The sequence below is a fragment of the Rouxiella aceris genome (genome assembly GCF_012933545.1).
Classification (GTDB): domain Bacteria; phylum Pseudomonadota; class Gammaproteobacteria; order Enterobacterales; family Enterobacteriaceae; genus Rouxiella; species Rouxiella aceris.
On record NZ_JAADJU010000003.1, the window covers coordinates 459,559 to 479,117 of the forward strand.

The following is a 19,559-nucleotide window of genomic DNA, read 5'->3' on the forward strand; positions in this document are numbered from 1 at the left end:
AGAACAGCGGATAAATTGAAGAGGATCAATAAACTAGTGGGTTAAATTTGAGGTAAGCGCAGTGACCCTAACCAGAGATTAATTTACCTTAGTGAAACACCGACTTGGCGAAGGGAGTTGGGAGCCGCAGGCATAATGCCTTGCTGCCACTCCCATAAAATAATCCGGTTGAAAAGCGGGGCGATATCAGACTTTAAGAAGCCAGAGAAATAGATTGTCCAGCTAATGCAGAAAGGGCGGTATGATCTTCAATGGTAATATATTTACCTTTGACACTCAGCATTTCTGATTTCTGAAAACGGCCTAATAAACGGCTAATAGTTTCAACGGTCAGGCCAAGATAGTTACCAATATCACCACGAGTCATGGTCAGGCGGAATTCACGCTGTGAGAAACCACGTTGGGCAAAACGACGCGACAGGTTATAGATAAAGGCTGCCAGGCGTTCTTCAGCATTTTTCTTTGACAGCAACAGGATCATATCTTGATCCCCTTTGATCTCGCCGCTCATCAGACGCATCATCTGTTGACGCAGCTTGGGCATTTTGCCGGAAAGGTCATCGACAGTCTCGAACGGGATTTCGCAGACCATAGACGTTTCCAGTGCCTGAGCAAAGCTTGGATGTTGCAGGGTGCCGATGGCATCAAAGCCGACCAGGTCGCCAGCAAGATGGAAACCGGTGATCTGCTCATCACCTTGTTCGGTGATGGTGTAGCTTTTGATGGTGCCAGAGCGGATTGCGTATAGGGATTTCAGCTCGTCACCGGCTTTGAAAAGCGTCTGGCCTTTCTGGATCGGCTTCTTCCTTTCGATAATATTATCGAGCTGATCGAGCTCATGCTCGTTGAGCGTGAAAGGTATACACAGCTGACTAATGCTGCAGTCTTGGCAGTGGATTGCGCAACCACCAGATTGGATACGTCGAATAATACGCTTTTCCGGGATCATAGCTTTCACTCTTGCAATATTGATATGCGTCAATTTTAACATCATTTGTCGCCAGTGATAAGTACCAGATAGGTGGCAAAAGGCATAAAGAGTAAAAAACCTCGATTTTAAAGAGTTTTTTTAGAAATGTTTTTTGATCTGGGTGCCAATTACTGGCATTTGCCGGTGAATAGATAACCTTGTTTATATAAAAAAGTTTAACTTATGCAAAATTTGGTGAGGCATGAACAGCACAAGTTTTGCTGCGGATAAATAGCAGATGTTATTTTTGTCGCAAATGAGTATCACTCGCGTAAATAATCTCTGGCGATTGCCCTGACACTTTTCCGTCTAATAGGTAAATCTTTACCACAACCTAAAGAAGCGCCGGTAGATTATTCCTTTCCAGGCAAACAATCTCGATTATTTTATTTATTATCGTCATAGGTTAAACAGAACGGGCAGCCCGTGGAAGGCTGCCCGGGGAAGCACAAGGTAAGATGTGGGGGCATCAGGAGGGTAAACCGGGCTAGACATTGCCCTTATTGTCTTCTTCTACCGCATCATGTAGCCGTTCGAGCATATCGGGAAAAGCCGACTGTACACGGCTCCAGCTTGGAATAAACGGTTTCTCGCTGGGGGTATCGACAAACGCTGAGCCGGCTTCCATAATCGCTCCCGAGAAGAGTTCAACCGCCGACTCCTCACTGTGGCGATCGAATTTTAGGCCATTCATTCTTGCATCATGTTCAAAGCCATCAATCATATCCAGCGCATTGCGGTAGTAGGTGGCTTTGAGAATGCGGAAAGATTCGCTGGTGATATTGACTCCGAGGATTGCCAACTTGCGATACAGTGCCTTGGTAATATCAATACTCATCCTTTGCAAACCGTTACTGGCATCATCCTCCGACATCGGCTGATGTTTGTGATCGTAATTATCGGCTATATCCACCTGGCAGATACGTTTGGTGGCGGTATTGCGGTGCAGTTCCGACAGCACGCCGATTTCCAGCCCCCAATCGCTGGGAATACGCAGATCGTTCAACACCTGGGTACGCATGGCAAATTCACCGGAAAGTGGATAGCGAAAACTGCGTAAATACTCAAGAAAATCAGAGTTTCCGTAAACGATTTGCAGCGATTTTAGCAAAGGGAATACCAGTAACCGTCCCACGCGCCCGTTAAATTTACCGTCAGCAACGCGGGCATAATAGCCTTTGCAAAAATCGTAGTGAAAATTGGGGTTGGCAACCGGATACATCAAGCGGGCCAGCATTTCACGATTATAAGTGACGATGTCACAATCATGCAGTCCTACCACTGTTGTGCGCCGAGATGCCAGCGTATAGCCCGCACAGAACCAGACGTTGCGCCCTTTACCCGGTTCCATGGGGGAAAGGTTTTCTTTTTTCAGTTCCTCATCCAACGCTGTCAGCCGTGGGCCATCATTCCACAAAATACGGTGCCGCTGCGGCAGGCGGGAGAAAAACTCACGGGCGAACAGAAACTGGTCGCGGTCGGCGCGGTCCAGGCCAATAACAATTTCTTCCAGATAGGGGACTTTGGTCAGCTCATCGACAATCTTGCTGAGTGCCGGACCTTCAAGTTCCGAGAACAATGAAGGCAGAATAAGGCCCATAGAGCGGCGGCCGGAAAAAACCTGTAGATCGTACTCCAGTTCCTCTAATTTACGTTTGGTGAGATTATGAAAATTAGTGATAACACCGTCCTGATAAAAATCGCTCATAGGAATATCTCCATTTATAAATAGCTATAGCCGTGTTACTTCAAGCTGCATCGTTGCTTACTGTCTTTCTGTAATGCGGGCCTACCACGCTGGGAAATCCCGTCCCTGTCGCAATAACCCCTGCGTATGTAGCACCTGTCGCCATCGGCTGAGGCTAAATGATCGAAAACATCAAAATAGATTAAAGTGTAATAAAATGATCCAGTCCTTCCTTCCAGCCCTGTGGGCCATGCTGACGGGTGCGATAAACATTTTCGCCATTATCAAGGGGCATGGCATGGTCATGATGTCCGAGAATGACTACCGCATAATCGGTGGCATTAAGCATACCGATATCATTAGGGCCATCACCCAGGCCAATGGTGACTAGCGGCTGATCTCGCTGTTGGCGATATTGGCCGGTTAACCAGTGAACAGCGGAACCTTTTCCTGCTTCACGGCCTGCAACGTGCCAGAAACGCCCGCCCCGGGTCAGCGACAGATTTTCGGCCTGCAGGCATTTTTCAAAATGCGCCAGATCGAAATCACTGCCAAACCAAATTAAAGGTTCTGAGGCTTCGCGCTGCATGGCCAGCGCGGCATTTTCCAGTGACAGGCCGGTCCAGTCCATTACCTGCTGCTTACTGACATCGCCAAAGCCGCGAAACTCAAAATCATAGCGTTGACGCAGGCTGACCAGTGTTTGACGAATTTCGCTATAACTATTGCCGATAATATGTCCGCTGACGTCGTCACTATTGCCGGGCCAGTCGGCGGGTAGCTTAATCAGTGCGCCGTTTTCAGCGATAAACGGGTAGTGCGTCAGCTGTAGTTGCTTTTGCACAGTGGCAACTTCCGCCGAGGTTTTGCTGGTGGTGAGGATCACCGGCACTTTGGCGCTACCAAGGCGGTCCAGCCACGCCTGGGCAGGCTGCCAGTCGTAGCTGTGGTGGTCGAGCAGTGAGCCGTCGAGATCGGTAAATACCAGCAAATTGTCATCAAGGTAAGGCATTTTTTCTCCTTAATTGACCCGGAAAACGCAAGCATCGTAATGCAGCTTATAACTGTTTCTGGACTTGCACCTTGCTCTGCGCTGACGGGTAGCATAACGATGAGTATATACGCAAAATCACTTTCCATTTTTTGCTGCGCCAATAACCGACAGATTAACAGAGGGTTAATGCGGCGCAATTGCCATGGCTACGGGCTGCCATCAAGGAATATTGCAGCCCTGACTTTTTTCTATAAACTCTTGCTAAGGGCTGTGTCGAGCAACGCGGGGGGATCCTGACTCCCCCCTGAACGGCATCACGACACCGTCCGCCTGCAACATATTTGGCGCTACGTCGGGAGGCCCGCAATGAAAAGTAGTAGTGACGATAATGACGATTTGCTGTTCTTTCAAGAAATGGCAGATGTGCAGAAAATCGCAGACCTCAATCAGGTGGTTTACCTTAAAAATCGGCCAAAGGTTCCAAGAACAATTGCTGCCGAGCACGCTGCGCCGGAGAATATTCTCACCACCGGTCTGTTGGAGATTATTGAGTGTGCGCAACCGCTGGAATATAAACAGCCCGGCGTGCAGCAGGGCGTGCTGGACAAGTTGCGCCAGGGCAAATATCCCCTGCAAGCCAGTCTGAACCTGATCCACAAGCCGGTAGAAAGCTGTCGTCAGGAGGTGTTCGCCTTTTTCCTGCAGGCGCAGGCCCATAATTTGCGTACCTTGCTGATTATCCATGGTCGCGGGCGTCACGATGAAAGCCATGCCAATATTGTACGCAGCTATCTGGCCAAATGGCTAAAACAGCTCGATGAGGTGCAGGCGTTTAGTGTTGCCATCGCCAAAGACGGGGGGGCCGGTGCTTGCTATGTCGCGCTGAAAAAATCTGCCGAAGCAAAACAGGAAAACTGGGAACGACATGCCAAACATAGCCGATAAGCTCGGGTCTGTTACTGTGCCGACTGGCAACCGGCACATTGTTAACACCGGGTTGAGGTTGTGTCCTATACTCTTTGCCCTCCGGAAATCTGTGTCTTACTAAGTGAGTTTGTTGATGTTGTTGATTGATCGTCATCTCCCCGTGTTGTTGCTTGTTGGCGGTGCTGTGCTGCTATCTGCCTGTGGTCCGGCCAAAGAGAGTCGGCAGGCGGTGGTGATCCAGGGGAAAACGATGGGCACCTATTATCGTGTCAGCATGGTCGGGCTGGACAAAAGCCGTGAGGCTGACTTGCGCGCCCAGATAGAGGCGCAGCTCAAAGAGGACGATCATCAGCTCTCCACCTATAAAGAGGACTCGGTACTTTCCCGTTTCAACCAATATAACGGCAACCAACCGCAGCCTATCTCTGCCGGTATGGCGGACGCTGTGGTGACCTCCCTGCGTATTGGTCAGAAAACCGGGGGTGCCATGGATATCACCGTCGGGCCGTTAGTCAATCTCTGGGGTTTTGGTCCGCAGAAAGAGCCGGTCAAAACGCCTACGCAACAGCAAATTGATGCCGCTAAGGCGGAGATTGGCCTGCAACATTTGCAAGTCACGCAACAAATAAATGGCGCCTATCTGCAAAAAGATCTGCCGGGAATGTATGTTGACCTGTCTACCGTCGGCGAGGGCTATGCCACCGATCATCTGGCGCGTCTGGTAGAGGGCAATGGCATCAGCAACTATCTGGTCTCTGTAGGCGGCGCGGTGGTTTCTCGCGGTAAAAACGCCCAGGGAAAAACCTGGCAGGTGGCGATCCAAAAGCCGACCGATAAAGAAGATGCCGTGGAAGCCATTGTTGATTTGCAAGGAATGGGTATCAGCACTTCGGGCAGCTACCGCAACTATTACGAGCTGGACGGTCAGCGGCTGTCACATATTATTGACCCGGCCACCGGACGGCCTATCACCCATAAACTGGTCTCCGCCACGGTAATTGCCCCCACGGCACTGGAAGCGGATGGCTGGGATACCGGACTGATGGTGTTGGGGACAAAAAAAGCGCTGGCGCTGGCAGAAAAGGAACATCTGGCGGTGTACCTGATCACCAAAGAAGAGAACGGCTTTAAAGTCAGCATGACGCCGCAGTTTAAAGCCTACTTACGTAAACCCGAATAGTGGATGGCCAACGCCCGATGTTCTGGCTGGGCGTTGGCCAATGTTACTTAACGTTTGCTCTGGCTGATCAGTTCGAACAATACCACGGTACGTGACGTACAATTATACTCGCGGCCAAAATCAAAGTTATGTTCGTTAATGTCATCGGGCTGGAAGGTATCGAAAATATGCCGCCAGCTTTCGCCATGGGCTACCGAAGGCAGGTTGAACACCACATCTTCATGGGCGGCATTAAATAGCAGTAAGATGGTGCTTAATGAGCCATAGCGCAATAAACCTGTGGGTTGAGCACGACCATCCAGCAGCATGGCAATACTTTTGGCATGCGCATCTCGCCAGGCCCCATCCGTCATCTCCTCACCCTTGGGCTGAAACCAGCTGACATCCTTGATATTGAGTTGTTCGTGCAGTGCACCGGTTAAAAAACGCCCGCGATGTAAAATGGGAAAACGCTTGCGCAAGGCGATCAGGCGATAAGTAAACAGGATCAGTGACTTGCCTTTCTCGCCAATATCCCAGTCAACCCAGGCAATAGGGGTATCCTGACAATAGGCATTGTTATTACCATTTTGCGTGCGTGCAAATTCGTCACCGGCCAACAGCATCGGCGTACCCTGCGAGAAAAACAGCGTGGCCAGCATATTGCGCATTTGCCGCAGTCGCAGTTCATTAATGGTTGGATCATCGGTCGGGCCTTCAACGCCATAGTTGGCGGAGATATTATTATCGGTGCCGTCGCGGCTTTCTTCGCCGTTATCCTCATTGTGTTTGTTCTGATAAGACACCAGGTCATTCAGGGTAAAACCGTCATGGGCGGTGATAAAATTGATCGAGGCATAGGGTTTGCGTCCGCGATGATTAAAAATATCGGCCGAGCCGGAAAGGCGAGTGGCAAACTGCGCCAGCTGGCCTTCATCACCGCGCCAGAATTTACGGCTGGAGTCGCGATAACGGTCGTTCCACTCCGCCCATCCGGGAGGGAAACCGCCCACCTGATAACCGCCCGGGCCGCAGTCCCAGGGTTCGGCAATCAATTTACACTGACTGAGTACCGGATCCTGCCGACAGGTGTCGAGAAAGCCGCAGCCCTCGTCAAAACCATAGCTTTCCCGGCCAAGGATAGTGGCCAGATCAAAACGGAAACCATCTACCTGCATTTCGGTGGCCCAGTAACGCAGGGAGTCGGTCACCATTTGCAGCACCCGTGGGTGGCTCAAATTAAGGGTATTGCCGGTGCCGGTGTCGTTAATATAGTAACGTTTGTTTTCAGGCATCAGGCGATAATAGCTGGCGTTATCAATCCCCTTAAACGACAGCGTTGGCCCCAGCTCGTTACCCTCGGCGGTATGGTTATAGACCACGTCGAGGATCACTTCGATTTCCGCCGCATGCAGCGTGGCAATCATCTGTTTGAACTCATTGACCGTATGGGTAGCCATATATTGCGGATGAGGGGCAAAGAAACTGAGCGTGTTATAGCCCCAGAAATTATGTAAACCTTTTTCTTGCAGATGTCGATCGTCGCTAAAGGCGTGGATCGGCATCAGTTCAATGGAGGTTACGCCCAGCGATTTAATGTAATCGACAATCTGCGGCGTACTCATGGCCGAAAAGGTGCCGCGTAAATGTTCGGGAACCGCAGGATGGCGCATGGTATAGCCGCGCACATGGGTTTCATAAATAATGGTTTGTTCCCAGGGCACCGGATTTTTGCGCGAACGCGCCCAGGAAAAAGCCGGGTCGATCACCCGACATTTCGGCAAAAATGCGGCGCTGTCGCTGTCGTCGAGATGCAGGTCTTTTTTATCACTGGTTAAATCATAGGCAAAGAGGGCGTCATCCCACTTTAATTCACCGACGATCTGTTTGGCATAGGGGTCAAGTAATAGCTTGGCCGGGTTAAAGCGGTGGCCGTCGTGGGGCGCATAAGGTCCATAAACGCGATAGGCGTACAACAATCCGGGGCGGGCATCAGGCAGATAGCCATGCCAGACTTCATCGGTATATTCCGGTAGCGCAATACGATCGTACTCTTCTCCTTGTTCATTAAATAAACACAGCTCCACTTTGGTGGCATTCGCCGAGAAGAGGGCGAAATTGACACCGAGCCCATCCCAGGTGGCACCGAGCGGGACGGGCAGGCCCTCGCGAACACGGGTCTTGTGGCCGCTGTCAAAATCTTTGACCCTTTCTCCGTCGCTATAGGGATAAATCAAACGTACACCCTGATCGTTAACTTCTACATCTACTTGCGCCTGGGATCGGGTGGGGGTGTCGAGTGTTGCAGTGGGTTTGACCGGTTTCTTCGGCGGGACTTTGGCCATCGTCGGGTGCTCTCCATGAAATAAATGGGCAGAAATGCGCAAAGTGCGTCTCTGCATTGTAGACCCTGTTGACAAAACACACATTGAAACAGCGTCGCCGGGTGAAAGGCTGTACAACGCGATAGCCTTCAATGATAGTAAATAGTCGACGAGTTATTTTTATGATCGGCGGCGACCTGCCATTTTTACGCCTGATTACTACTGTTGAGGAAGTTGTCTATGAGTATTGCGCTATTGAGTCATATTGAGCTCGATGCAGGGTATCCGAGCCATTTTGAGCAGGCCGGATTTAACCTTTATTACGCCACCACCGCTGAAGCGCGTAACAACCTTGACCCGGAGATCGCCGTAGAAATTCGTGCCGTGCTGACCGTAGGTTCTATTGGCATAACGGCAAAACAAATGGCTGCACTGCCCAATCTGGAAATCATCTGTGCGCAGGGGGTCGGATTTGAACAGATCGATATCGAAGCGGCCAACGTGCGCAATATCAAGGTGACTCACGGCCCGGGAACCAATAACTCGGCGGTGGCTGACCATACGCTGGCGCTGATGCTGGCCATTACCCGCAGCATTCCTTTTCTCGATGGCAAAGTCCGCAGCGGTGAATGGAACCGCTCACGTCTGGTACTCCCCGGTATGTTTGGTAAAAAGCTTGGGGTGATTGGTATGGGCAATATTGGCACACAAATCGCCCAACGCTGTGCTGGTGGCTTTGATATGCAAGTGGGCTACTTTAACCGACGACCCTTGCCCGACAGTGCCTGGCGCTATTTTGACAGCCGTCAGGCGTTGGCCGCATGGGCAGATTATCTGGTGGTCGCCACGCCCGGCGGCAAGGATACCCAAAAGCTGGTGGATGCCGAGGTGCTACGCGAACTGGGACCACAAGGCTATTTAATCAATATTGCCCGCGGCAGCGTGGTTGATACGGCGGCATTGATTGCCAGCCTAAAAAATCAGCAAATCGCCGGCGCTGCGCTGGATGTCATCGACGGAGAACCGCAAGTGCCGCCAGAAATGCTGACCCTGACGCAGAACCTGGTGATGACCCCACATACTGCCGGACGCTCGCCGCAGGCGGTAGCCAATATGATGCAATTGGTGATCGCCAATCTCGGTGCACATTTTTCCGGTCAGGCGCTGCTGACGCCTGTTCCTGCCTGAGGCGCAGATAACCCCCAATGTCATAGAAGAGGAAAACACCGCAGCTCAACTGTATATGCAAAAAAAGCATAACTAACGGTTTTTTCGTATTTGTCGGACCGGTCACGGGAACGTAACAATGGGCGACAAGCAAAACCAAGAGGACTGCAACGGTGAATTTCCAACAACTAAAAATTATCCGGGAATCAGCGCGCTGCAATTACAACCTGACTGAAGTGTCCAATATGTTGTTCACCTCCCAGTCAGGGGTCAGCCGCCATATTCGCGAGCTGGAAGATGAGCTGGGGGTTGAAATATTTATTCGCCGCGGCAAACGCTTGCTCGGGTTGACGGAACCGGGCAAAGAGCTGCTGGCGGTGGCGGAACGTATTCTTAACGAGGCACAAAATATCCGGCGACTGGCGGATATCTTCTCGAAAGAGGATGCCGGTGTCTTGACCATTGCCACTACCCATACCCAGGCGAGATACAGTTTGCCACGGGTGATCAAGGCGTTTCGCGCGGTCTATCCGGCGGTACGGCTGGAATTGCATCAGGGGTCACCGCAGGAAGTGCTGGCGATGTTGCTTAGCGGCCAGGCGGATGTGGCTATCGCCAGTGAAAAACTGATGAACGATCCTGCCGTAGCGGCGTTTCCCTACTATCGCTGGCATCACGCCATTCTGGTACCCGACGAGCATCCATTGTTGCAACAGCAGCCGCTGACTCTGCAACAGTTAAGTGAATATTCGCTGGTGACCTACCGTCAGGGTATTACCGGCCGTTCCCGTATCGACAGTGCCTTTGAGCAAAGCGGCTTAAACCCGGACATTGTGTTGAGTGCCCAGGATTCTGATGTAATAAAAACCTATGTTGAACTGGGGTTGGGCGTTGGCATCCTGGCCGATAAAGCTTTTGACCCCCAGCGCGATCGGGGTTTGCAGTTGATTAATGCCGAACACTTGTTTGAGTCAAACACCGTCTGGTTGGGACTCAAGCGCGCCCAATTGCAGCGCAATTATGTCTGGCGTTTTATCGAGCTGTGTAATCAAAGTTTGTCGATTAATGAAATCAAAGAAAAAGTCTTCAAGCAGTCACAGGTTGACGAAGCGGTGATTGATTATCAGATCTGAGGTGGCCTAATTACCGCCCCTGAGGGCAAAGGCTTTCAGGGGCGGCTTGGCAAATAATTGTCATGAATATTTCTATTTGCAGAGATTAAATTTTTTTATCAATGAAAGCATTCAGCTAATGCAGGTGCCTATTTTAATTGACATTAATCCTGTCACACAGAGTTACTGTCAGCGCAAAGTTATTTTTCCTCTGATCCTGCCGGTTATCCCCCTTAACGCTATTGTCAAAACTCGTCTATTGATTAAAGACTTCCCACAGCTGGAACTATGATCAATGGATAACCCAACGTTACTGCAATTTTTTCACTGGTATTACCCAGATGGCGGAAAACTCTGGCCCGAAGTAGCGGAAAAAGCAGAATGGCTGGCCTCAATAGGCATCACCATGGTTTGGTTGCCTCCCGCCAGTAAAGGGGAATCAGGTGGTTATTCTGTCGGCTACGATACCTATGACCTCTTCGACCTGGGAGAGTTTGAGCAAAAGGGCAGTGTTGCGACCAAGTATGGTGACAAGGCTCAGCTGATCGCTGCGGTTAACGCGCTGCGTGCACAAAATATTGGCGTACTAATGGACGTGGTGCTCAACCATAAAATGGGGGCCGATGAAAAAGAGCAAGTCAGCGTTAACCGGGTACTGGCAGATAATCGCGAGGAAATAGAGGAGGAGGTAGTTGCCGCAGAAGCCTGGACGCGCTTTACCTTTCCGGGACGAGAAGGCAAGTATTCGCAATTTATCTGGGATTATCACTGTTTCAGTGGCGTTGACCATATTGAAAATCCGGATGAAAGCGGTGTCTTTAAAATCGTTAATGACTATACCGTTGATGGCTGGAATGTCGAGGTTGATGACGAGTTTGGCAATTTTGATTATCTGATGGGCGCCAATATCGACTTTCGCAATAACGCGGTGCGAGAGGAACTCAAATACTGGGGCAGTTGGCTAATGGAGCAAGTGCCTTGCACCGGTTTTCGCCTGGATGCCGTTAAACATATTCCCGCCTGGTTCTACAAAGAATGGATTGACAGTATCCAGCAGGCGGCCAGCCAACCGATGTTTATTGTTGCGGAATACTGGTCGTTCGAAACGGATAAATTGCAGCAATACATAGACCAGGTTGATGGTAAAACCATGCTGTTTGATGCCCCGTTACTGCTCAATTTCCATCACGCTTCGCTGGAAGGCAAGGAGTATGATTTAACCCATATCTTTGACGGTTCACTGCTACAGGCCGATCCCTGGCATGCGGTGACCATTGTCGCCAATCACGATACGCAGCCGTTACAATCATTGGAAATCCCGGTTGAGCCCTGGTTCAAGCCTTTGGCCTATGCGCTGATCCTGCTGCGTGAACAAGGAGTGCCAGCCGTATTTTATCCCGACCTGTTTGGTGCCAGTTATCAAGATAGCGGTGACGATGGCAATGAGCACCAGATTGACTTACCGGTGGTGGCAGAACTGGAAACCTTGATCCAGGCGCGTCAGCAGTATGCCTGGGGACCGCAAACCGATTATCTCGATGATGCCAACTGTATCGCTTTTGTGCGCGCAGGAACGGAGGAAAAACCGGGTTGTGTGGTGGTGATGTCCAATGACAGCGACGGCGTGAAAGCTATCCCTTTAGGCGACAATTTTGCTGACAGCCAGTGGACCGATCTGACAAGAAATCTCGATGCAGAGGTGGTCTGTAATGCCGAGGGCACGGGTGAGTTCCGTTGTAACGGCGGGAGTGTCAGCGTCTGGATCAGGAAAAATGACTGATTTATCTCTGCGGGAACTGCCAGGCGAGGCAGCTTTATAGCAACTCAAAGGGCAGCCTGGGCTGCCCTTTGATATTCAGTGTGCGGCAAACTTTAACGACGACCGCGGGGATGCGTTCTTGCGGTCCAGTCGTAGGTGGCCGAGGTACTTGGCGTGGCGTTGGCTTTTTCGCGGCGTTTTTCTGCCCGCGCTTTGCTGGCGACTTTCTCTCTTTCTTCCATCAAGCGGTCAATATAGTCATCCTTGATGCGGTTGATTTCAGAGTTGGTCAGATCGCGTCCCTGAGTCTTTCTTGCGCGGTCTAACTGGGTTTTAAGCTCGCGTTGTTCGCTTTCCGCCATATCTTGCTGTGTTATTCTTTTCATTACTCTTGCATCCGTTTGTGGAAAGTGATTCTGGGCAGTGTCCCAATGTGCATCTGCGGCGGTGGCACGACCCAATGCAGGACACAGCCTAGTGTAGCCTTTAACTGGCAAAAATCTCAGAGATAACGCGTTTTTTACTCAAGAAGTGTCGGTTTTTTGCCGCTCCTCGGGCTAATGCCGGGAAACTGGATCAGTGGCAGACGGGTGGATTGCCAAAAAGCCAGCAGCGCCAGCAGCGCACAGGCCGCCAGGCCGATATCGATGGCATTGACCATCGCACTGCGCGCCAAGGGATAATAGCGGGAAAAATCGGCGGAAAGCGGCAACAGCAGCACCTGCGGATTGGCGAAATGCTGTATCACCGTCGGCGGCAGCGGGATATTGTCCGCCGCCTGCAATGTGCCAGTAACATGCACACTATACCACTTGGTGACACCGGCTCCGGTTAACGCGGTGCCGAGCAGGCCACCGACCAGCCGCAGTGACTGCGACAGCGCGGTGGAAATACCGAGAAATTCCCGTGGTGCCAGGGTTTGCGTAAACAGGGTGACGTTGAGCAAGATAAAACCAATGCCGACCCCGGACATCATCATCAACGCCAGCAGTACGCCAAAACTGCCGCGATTGCCGAGCAACGCCAGCAGTGCACAGGCGCTGGCCGCCACCAGAAAACCCATTTGCGGCAAACGCATCGGATTACGCATTCTGGTGACTATACGGCCATTGATAATCGCGCTCACCGTAATGCTGACACCCATCGGGGTGATCAGCCAGGCCGCCTGTTTTGGTGAATAGCCATAGCCCCCCTGAAACAGTAACGGCATAAAATAGAGCAAGGTAAATAATACCGCCCCGATCAGCGCCGAGATAATAAACAGCTGCCGCATTGGGCCGATGGCAAACAATGGCGGTGGCAGTATCGGCGAATGGGCGCGGCGCTGCTGAAATAGCAAAATGGCGCTGCTCAGCCCGCAGGCCAGCATCAGGGCGATCAAGGTAAACGCCGAGCCGTTGCTGGGCAGAAACTCTGCCAGTAGTTGCAGGCTGCCGAGTACGCACATAATCAGCAGTGCGCCCAGCCAGTCAAGACGGATGGCCGCTTTCTTTTGCGGTTTAAAGTAGGGCAGATAGCGCCAGGAGACCACCAGCGCCAGCAGCCCGAGCGGTAAGTTGAGATAGAACACCGATCGCCAGCCGTACTGTTCGGTCAGTATCCCGCCGAGAGTGGGGCCGAGAGCATTGACGATGCTAAAGGCGGTGCTGAATAAAATTTGCCAGCGCAGCCGTTGCCGCGTATCGGGAAACAGTTCGGGAATGCAGGCAAAGGCGGTACCCACCAGCATCCCGCCGCCGATACCCTGCACCGCTCGCCATAGGATCAGCATCGACATGCTGCCGGCAAAAGAGCATAGCGCTGACGAAAGGGTAAAAAGTAGCGTAGCGGCCAGCACAAAATATTTGCGACCATAGTAATCGCCAAGACGGCCAAAAATCGGCACGGTAATAATCGAGGTCAGCAGATAGCTGGTCGCTACCCAGGCATAGAGGTCAAAATTCCCCAAATCGGCGACGATATAAGGCATGGCATTGCCGATCACCGTTTGATCCAGCGCCGACAGCATCAAAACCAGCGCCAGACCCAGTACGGCCAGCAGTGAACGACGAAAGGTCATTGGAGAATCAATTACGGAATCAGTCATAAAAACGTGCTCTGCGGCAAAAAGAGGAGCAAACAGCCCGGCGGAAGACAGCCAGCAGCATAGGGGGTATTGCCATGGCAACGCAAAGAGGAGTTTTGGATTACCTAATCAGTTTTACTTATAGTTGGCATCCAGGGGACGGTGAGGTGTGTTATCGCCGATTACTCAGGGTCATCAAACTGTCGACCACTTTTTTAAGTCCTTTATTCAGTGGCTTATCCTGACGCAATACCAGCGCCAATTGACGTTCTAACGGCGGCATAAGTGGCTGCATCACTAGCCCCATCTCCTCAGTCGCATCTTGCATGGCCAACTGCGGCACGATACTGACGCCCAGCCCGGCGCGCACCATCTGTTTTATTGCCTCAATGCTGCCTAACTCCATCACTGGTCGAGGTTTTAGACCTTGTAATTGAAACCAGTTGTCGATCAGCAAACGGGTACTGCTACCGCGCTCAAACAGCACCAATGGTATCTCCACCAGCTTGGCAGGAGTCATGTTATTTAGCCGTTCACTCCCTGCCGCGGCGGCGATCAGTAAAAATTTTTCCTCAAAAAGCGGGGTGATCGCCAGATTTTTCCCCGCTGCCGGTAGCGTCACTAATGCCAAATCAAGACGATTTTCTGCCACCCCTTTTACCATCTCGTCGGTGTTGCCAATGCGTACACTGACCTCCAGCTCGGGCCAGTCTTGTTTCAGCTGGCCAAGTAAGGGGGGCAGCAGATGGATACAGGCGGTGGCACCACTACCCAGGGTCACGCTGCCGCTCACTCCTTGCGCATGATGTGCCATACCTTGCAAGGCAAGTTCAATGCTTTGCTCAATTTGGGGGAGGTGTTGTAGCAGCGTGTTACCCGCTGAGGTGGGTTTCATTTTTTTGCCAATACGTTCCAGCAGGTTAAGTTGGAAGTATTTTTCCAACTGGCGAATTTGCAGACTGACCGCTGGCTGAGTCAAATCAAGCTGTTCGGCGGCGGCAGAAAAGCTGCCCAGTCGCACCACCAGGGCAAAGGTGGCCAGTTGATCAAGATTAAGTCTGGTGCTCGGCGGCAGATTCATGGCAAAGTTTTTCTTATAGTGATGATAAGTTGAGAAAGCTACATTAAGTTAACTGTTTACTTTACTCTTAAAATCAAAGCAATAACCCAGACTGAGAAACCACTATGTCTTTAACTCACCCCGCAGCAGATGCCATTGTATTAGCTGATGCCAGTGAAGCCGATATGTCGGCAGTGCAGGCCATCTATGCCCATCACGTTATTTATGGTTTATCCAGCTTTGAGACTGAGCCGCCGTCTGTGGAAGAGATGTTGCAACGCCGTCGGCACGTCGTGAGCAAAGGGCTGCCTTATCTGGTGGCCAGATATCAGGGAGAGATTGTCGGCTACTGTTATTTGTCACCTTACCGCCCGCGTTACGCCTATCGCTTTACTGTTGAGGGTTCGGTGTATATCGCTCAGGGCCATCAGGGCAAGGGGATTGGCAAGACGCTGCTGGCGGAGGCCATTGCACGCGCCGAACGCGGTGGCTGGCGGCAGATGATGGCGGTAGTGGGGAACAGTGAAAATATTGCCTCGCTGCGTCTGCATCAGGGGCTGGGGTTTACTACTATCGGGCAATTAACCGCTGTGGGTTTCAAACATGGCCGCTGGTTGAATACGGTGCTGATGCAGCGCCCGTTGGGCGAGGGGGACAGCACATTGCCCCCCAACGCGTAATAATTACCTTTTTTGCTACTGTTTATCCCTGGCTTAGCTGATAAATATCTTTTGATTCCAGCACCTTGTCGCCATCACCGCGACGAGCGGCATTCAGCATGGCCCAGCCCACGTTTTCGGTGGTAAGGATAGTTCCGGGCATTAATGGCCGCAATATGGCGATAAATGGCCACAGCAGCGGGTAAAGCAGGCGATAGGCCAGTGTGCGGGATTGCACACCGTGCATTGGCTGGATCACCCCAGGTCGGAACAGGTATACCGCTTTAAACGGCAGACTCAACAGGGCATTTTCGGTTTTCCCTTTTACCCTGGCCCACATGCTTTTACCGCGTTCGCTACTGTCGGTGCCTGCGCCGGTAATATAAACAAAGGTCATCAGCGGATTTAAGCGCAGCAGGGTATGGGCCACCGACAGCGTCAGATCGTAGGTAATATGGGCATAAGCTGTCTCTTGCATACCCACTGATGACACGCCAAGGCAGAAGAAGCAGGCATCAAACCCCTGCAACTGGGACTCTATGTCGGTCAGGTCAAACAGATTGGCATGAACAATTTCGCGCAGTTTTTCCGCTTGCTTACCCACCGGTGACCGCCCCAGCGCCACCACTTCGCTCACGTCTTGCGCCAGCAGTGATTCACGCAATACACCCTGACCGACCATTCCGGTAGCACCTAAAATGAGAATTCTCATGGGTATTCCTTAGTAACAGGGAGCAGCAGTGCACAGCACTGAACGTCGGCCAATATTATTTGCGCCAGCGTTTGCACTGGCAGTGAAAGACTGTACGCCAGCGCGGCAGTGGCGTACAGATAATCAGTCGAGCGACTGGTATTTGATATAGTTATTGCTGCAGTTGAGATTGCCGATATAACGCAATGTGGCAGCAGGTCCTTTGGCGCTGAACGGCACCCGGTAAGTACCGTTATCGGCTTTGACATTATCGGTGATAAACGCCAGGGCCGGAGTTTGAGTGCCGAGGTCGTCTTTATCATTTCCCCAATTGGGTAGACGGTTTTCCATAAAGTCGCGAGTGACCACGTCGATGGCATTTTGCGTGGTGATCGTGGCGCAGGCCTGCGGCGTGGTGCGTTGCATCCATACCGGGTAGAGGTAAACGCAAGCGAGGATAATCACTATGCCAATAAACAGCAGCGATATTATGCCGGTCAGCACAATTTTGCTTTTGGTTCCAACCATGGAAACTCCTGGGTTTATAAAAATTTAGCGGCTGTAAGAGTAAGGGATTGGGCTTAAATGTCAATTTCCACTTTAACTTCAACTTCAAGGTCAACTCCAACTTCAAGGTCAAGGTCAAGGTCAAGGGCATTCGCTGCGCTCACTGGGCGGCGGCCCAGAGCGCCTCTATCACTTAAGTGGCAATTTTTACTTAAAAGTCAATTTACTCCGAGCAAAGGGTTTCGGTTTTATTATTGCAGTGGCAACTTAACCCGCGGTGCCGAACCGACAAGGGGACTCGCAGTCGCTCGAGTCCCCTTGACCCCTGAGCTTTTTGGTGTTGTTGATGCGTGTATTGCCCTCGGTTGTAGTTCTTTCCAGTGACATCGGTGTGTGGCCTAAACCACGCCGCTGCGCGGTCCCTTCACTCGGTCGCGAGCCAAAAGCGTCTCGCTCCACGTCGCTCAGCGTAGGTTTTGAATCGGCCAGGAAACATTTAAAGCAAAACCGGCAACATCAAAGGTCAACTGCGAAAGACAAAAAGACAAAACAGTAGTTTCTGAAACCGTATGGTGTACATAGTTTGCTGGCACATTCAGAGACGGCGCCGCGCGAAGCGGAGGGAGACGTTTTTGGCTCCCGACCGAGCAAGGGGACTGCGTAGCAGCGCGGCTCGTGCCACGCTGGGGGTAACTGAAACATAGCCGGTAATAGGCAGCAGACGAATCAAAGACACCAAAAGGCCCAGGATTGTTAAGGAGCGGGCCAGCGCTCCTTAACTCGGTTCGGCACAGCGGGTCAAGTTGCCACCACTATTATAAAACCGAAATAACTCCTCATAGCCCATTGACTTTAAGCCACAAATTGCCATTTAAGCCCAACCCGAAACAACTCCTCATAGCTAATTGATTTTAAGCCCACCCCGTAGCAGCTCCTCTAAAGCCCATTGGCTTTAAAACAACAATTGCCTTTTAAGTAGCAAACTTTAAAGTCCTCACTTTAAAACTTTCAATTGCCCCCGATCATTATAAAAACGCCGATACGCCAAATACCCGGCAATAATGGTCGACAGACTGGCGGTCGCCAATAGCATAAAAGTGACCATAATCTGATACTTGATGGCTTTTACCGGATCGATACCGGCAAATATCAACCCCGACATCATACCGGGCAGGCTGACCAAGCCTACGGTTTTGGCGGCATCAACGGTGGGGATCATCGCTGAACGGATACTGTCACGAATTATCGAACCCGAAGCCAACTTGCTGCTGGCACCGAGGCTGAGCATTTCCAGGATTTTTTGCTGATTATCGGCAAAACGCTGGTTGAGGTTGCTGTAACAAAGTCCCACCGCCACCATGGCGTTGCCGGCAATCATCCCGGAGATCGGGATCACCTGCATCGGTAGAAATTCAATAGAACCACTTAATATCAGTACCGAGAGCGTCAGGGCGGTGCCCACCGTAATGGCAATAAACGAGATGACAAAACCGTTATCAATATTGCGACTGCGTTTTTTGGCATTCAGCGCCGCGTTAATACAGATAAATAACACCATCAACACCGTTAAGCCGGCGTTGTTGAGCTGAAAAATATATTTCAGGACATAACCGACAATCACCAACTGCACAATGGCGCGGGCAACGCTCCAGATAATGTCTTTTTCCAGGCCCAACTTCTCTTTCTTACTGACCAACAGCGCGAATACCACCAGAATTAACGCCAGGCCCAGTGATTCGTTGGTAATGTTATGCTGATTCATGGCTATTTTCTCCCGCAGGCTGACGCGCCAAAGTGATCACCCGCTGGGCGTGGCGAATTTCATTGCTGTCATGGGTTACCCACATCACCGCAATACCCTGTTGTTTCACCAGATCGGCAATAATGGAATTAACGTTGCGCTTGTTTTCTTCGTCCAGCGCGCTGGTGATCTCATCGAGCAACAGAACTTTGGGCAAAAATTGCAGATTACGCAGCAGCGAGACGCGCTGTTTCTCTCCCCCCGATAGTGATTGCACTTCTTTATCCAGCATTTCTTTTGGCAGGTTGACGCGTGCCAACCAGTCGCACATATGCACCCTGTCGGCTTTTTTACCGCGGATCTGATAGGGTAGAGCCAGATTATCAAATACCGTTTGTCCAAAAAGCACCGGCGTCTGAAAACAGTAGGAAACCTGTTGCCGGTAGTGTTCAACATTGAGTTGGCTAATATCCTGGCCGGTAAAAAATACTTGTCCACTGGATGGATTTTGCAGCGAGGCGACAATTTTCAGTAGCGTGCTTTTACCGCAGCCGGAAGGGCCGGTCAGCAGCGTAAACTCACCGGCATTAAGCTCAAGAGAGGTGGGAGGCAGCAAAACCTGTTGATTCAGGCTGAAGCTGACATCCTGCAAACGTAATAAAATTTGTGGGGATGACATGGCAGGCTCGTGAGAAAAAATTATGCGCTGATTTTAACGTATTAAACCCCACAGGCCG

General features: G+C 51.2%; 17 protein-coding genes. 6 read left to right on the forward strand and 11 right to left on the reverse strand.

Going from position 1 to position 19,559, the window contains the following annotated elements:
• Positions 1-193: 193 nt before the first annotated feature.
• The 3 genes from GW590_RS07985 to GW590_RS07995 all read right to left on the reverse strand — a co-directional run bounded on the left by GW590_RS07985 (position 194) and on the right by GW590_RS07995 (position 3,669).
• Positions 194-949 (reverse strand): FNR family transcription factor, encoded by a 756-nt coding sequence (locus tag GW590_RS07985; protein WP_169402482.1) that lies wholly within the window; start codon positions 947-949, stop codon positions 194-196.
• A gap of 508 nt (positions 950-1,457) precedes the next feature.
• The gene (locus GW590_RS07990; RefSeq protein WP_169402483.1) at positions 1,458-2,678 is read right to left on the reverse strand and encodes a glycosyltransferase family protein; all 1,221 of its coding nucleotides are present in this window, start codon (positions 2,676-2,678) and stop codon (positions 1,458-1,460) included.
• 181 nt (positions 2,679-2,859) lie between these two features.
• Positions 2,860-3,669: a mannosyl-3-phosphoglycerate phosphatase-related protein gene (locus tag GW590_RS07995; RefSeq protein ID WP_169402484.1), complete on the reverse strand. Its 810-nt coding sequence runs from the start codon at positions 3,667-3,669 to the stop codon at positions 2,860-2,862.
• Between the two features lie 348 nt (positions 3,670-4,017).
• On the opposite strand from GW590_RS07995, the gene smrA reads away from it, so the two are divergent.
• Positions 4,018-4,596, forward strand: a complete 579-nt coding sequence (gene smrA / locus GW590_RS08000) for a DNA endonuclease SmrA (RefSeq protein ID WP_169402485.1) — start codon at positions 4,018-4,020, stop codon at positions 4,594-4,596.
• Positions 4,597-4,711: 115 nt separating this feature from the next.
• Entirely contained in the window at positions 4,712-5,758 is a 1,047-nt protein-coding gene (apbE, locus tag GW590_RS08005; protein WP_169402486.1) for an FAD:protein FMN transferase ApbE, read from the forward strand.
• Between the two features lie 47 nt (positions 5,759-5,805).
• Here the strand turns inward: apbE and glgX are convergent, their stop codons facing one another.
• A complete protein-coding gene (gene glgX, locus GW590_RS08010; RefSeq protein ID WP_169402528.1) occupies positions 5,806-8,082 on the reverse strand; it encodes a glycogen debranching protein GlgX in 2,277 nt (758 codons plus the stop codon).
• Between the two features lie 219 nt (positions 8,083-8,301).
• Between glgX and GW590_RS08015 the strand changes: the two genes are divergently transcribed.
• The 3 genes from GW590_RS08015 to amyA all read left to right on the forward strand — a co-directional run bounded on the left by GW590_RS08015 (position 8,302) and on the right by amyA (position 12,120).
• Positions 8,302-9,249, forward strand: a complete 948-nt coding sequence (locus tag GW590_RS08015; protein WP_169402487.1) for a 2-hydroxyacid dehydrogenase — start codon at positions 8,302-8,304, stop codon at positions 9,247-9,249.
• Positions 9,250-9,401: 152 nt separating this feature from the next.
• Entirely contained in the window at positions 9,402-10,361 is a 960-nt protein-coding gene (gene cbl / locus GW590_RS08020) for an HTH-type transcriptional regulator Cbl (protein ID WP_169402488.1), read from the forward strand.
• Between the two features lie 274 nt (positions 10,362-10,635).
• Positions 10,636-12,120, forward strand: a complete 1,485-nt coding sequence (gene amyA / locus GW590_RS08025; RefSeq protein ID WP_169402489.1) for an alpha-amylase — start codon at positions 10,636-10,638, stop codon at positions 12,118-12,120.
• A gap of 92 nt (positions 12,121-12,212) precedes the next feature.
• Here amyA and GW590_RS08030 read toward each other — a convergent pair whose 3' ends face one another.
• The 3 genes from GW590_RS08030 to GW590_RS08040 all read right to left on the reverse strand — a co-directional run bounded on the left by GW590_RS08030 (position 12,213) and on the right by GW590_RS08040 (position 15,245).
• A complete protein-coding gene (locus GW590_RS08030; protein WP_169402490.1) occupies positions 12,213-12,485 on the reverse strand; it encodes a DUF3811 domain-containing protein in 273 nt (90 codons plus the stop codon).
• A gap of 134 nt (positions 12,486-12,619) precedes the next feature.
• A complete protein-coding gene (locus GW590_RS08035) occupies positions 12,620-14,185 on the reverse strand; it encodes an MFS transporter (protein WP_169402491.1) in 1,566 nt (521 codons plus the stop codon).
• A gap of 151 nt (positions 14,186-14,336) precedes the next feature.
• Complete coding sequence (locus GW590_RS08040; protein ID WP_169402492.1) at positions 14,337-15,245, reverse strand: LysR family transcriptional regulator; 909 nt, start codon at positions 15,243-15,245, stop codon at positions 14,337-14,339.
• Positions 15,246-15,349: 104 nt separating this feature from the next.
• On the opposite strand from GW590_RS08040, the gene GW590_RS08045 reads away from it, so the two are divergent.
• Complete coding sequence (locus GW590_RS08045) at positions 15,350-15,904, forward strand: GNAT family N-acetyltransferase (protein ID WP_169402493.1); 555 nt, start codon at positions 15,350-15,352, stop codon at positions 15,902-15,904.
• A gap of 22 nt (positions 15,905-15,926) precedes the next feature.
• On the opposite strand, the gene GW590_RS08050 is transcribed toward GW590_RS08045, so the two are convergent.
• From GW590_RS08050 to fetA, 4 genes are all read right to left on the reverse strand, one after another.
• Positions 15,927-16,595, reverse strand: a complete 669-nt coding sequence (locus tag GW590_RS08050; RefSeq protein WP_169402494.1) for an NAD-dependent epimerase/dehydratase family protein — start codon at positions 16,593-16,595, stop codon at positions 15,927-15,929.
• A gap of 123 nt (positions 16,596-16,718) precedes the next feature.
• Positions 16,719-17,102, reverse strand: coding sequence for a YebF family protein (locus GW590_RS08055; protein WP_169402495.1), 384 nt, complete (start codon positions 17,100-17,102; stop codon positions 16,719-16,721).
• 973 nt (positions 17,103-18,075) lie between these two features.
• Entirely contained in the window at positions 18,076-18,843 is a 768-nt protein-coding gene (fetB, locus tag GW590_RS08060; protein WP_169402496.1) for an iron efflux ABC transporter permease subunit FetB, read from the reverse strand.
• The gene (fetA, locus tag GW590_RS08065; protein WP_169402497.1) at positions 18,830-19,501 is read right to left on the reverse strand and encodes an iron efflux ABC transporter ATP-binding subunit FetA; all 672 of its coding nucleotides are present in this window, start codon (positions 19,499-19,501) and stop codon (positions 18,830-18,832) included. The genes fetB and fetA overlap by 14 nt, the downstream gene beginning before the upstream one ends.
• Positions 19,502-19,559: the final 58 nt, after the last annotated feature.

Excerpts from the sequence above, each read along its gene's own strand:
- GW590_RS07985 (WP_169402482.1), bottom strand. The coding sequence starts at position 949 with ATGATCCCGGAAAAGCGTATTATTCGACGTATCCAATCTGGTGGTTGC.
- GW590_RS07990 (WP_169402483.1), bottom strand. The coding sequence starts at position 2,678 with ATGAGCGATTTTTATCAGGACGGTGTTATCACTAATTTTCATAATCTC.
- GW590_RS07995 (WP_169402484.1), bottom strand. The coding sequence starts at position 3,669 with ATGCCTTACCTTGATGACAATTTGCTGGTATTTACCGATCTCGACGGC.
- smrA (WP_169402485.1), top strand. The coding sequence starts at position 4,018 with ATGAAAAGTAGTAGTGACGATAATGACGATTTGCTGTTCTTTCAAGAA.
- apbE (WP_169402486.1), top strand. The coding sequence starts at position 4,712 with ATGTTGTTGATTGATCGTCATCTCCCCGTGTTGTTGCTTGTTGGCGGT.
- glgX (WP_169402528.1), bottom strand. The coding sequence starts at position 8,082 with ATGGCCAAAGTCCCGCCGAAGAAACCGGTCAAACCCACTGCAACACTC.
- GW590_RS08015 (WP_169402487.1), top strand. The coding sequence starts at position 8,302 with ATGAGTATTGCGCTATTGAGTCATATTGAGCTCGATGCAGGGTATCCG.
- amyA (WP_169402489.1), top strand. The coding sequence starts at position 10,636 with ATGGATAACCCAACGTTACTGCAATTTTTTCACTGGTATTACCCAGAT.
- GW590_RS08030 (WP_169402490.1), bottom strand. The coding sequence starts at position 12,485 with ATGAAAAGAATAACACAGCAAGATATGGCGGAAAGCGAACAACGCGAG.
- GW590_RS08035 (WP_169402491.1), bottom strand. The coding sequence starts at position 14,185 with ATGACTGATTCCGTAATTGATTCTCCAATGACCTTTCGTCGTTCACTG.
- GW590_RS08040 (WP_169402492.1), bottom strand. The coding sequence starts at position 15,245 with ATGAATCTGCCGCCGAGCACCAGACTTAATCTTGATCAACTGGCCACC.
- GW590_RS08045 (WP_169402493.1), top strand. The coding sequence starts at position 15,350 with ATGTCTTTAACTCACCCCGCAGCAGATGCCATTGTATTAGCTGATGCC.
- GW590_RS08050 (WP_169402494.1), bottom strand. The coding sequence starts at position 16,595 with ATGAGAATTCTCATTTTAGGTGCTACCGGAATGGTCGGTCAGGGTGTA.
- GW590_RS08055 (WP_169402495.1), bottom strand. The coding sequence starts at position 17,102 with ATGGTTGGAACCAAAAGCAAAATTGTGCTGACCGGCATAATATCGCTG.
- fetB (WP_169402496.1), bottom strand. The coding sequence starts at position 18,843 with ATGAATCAGCATAACATTACCAACGAATCACTGGGCCTGGCGTTAATT.
- fetA (WP_169402497.1), bottom strand. The coding sequence starts at position 19,501 with ATGTCATCCCCACAAATTTTATTACGTTTGCAGGATGTCAGCTTCAGC.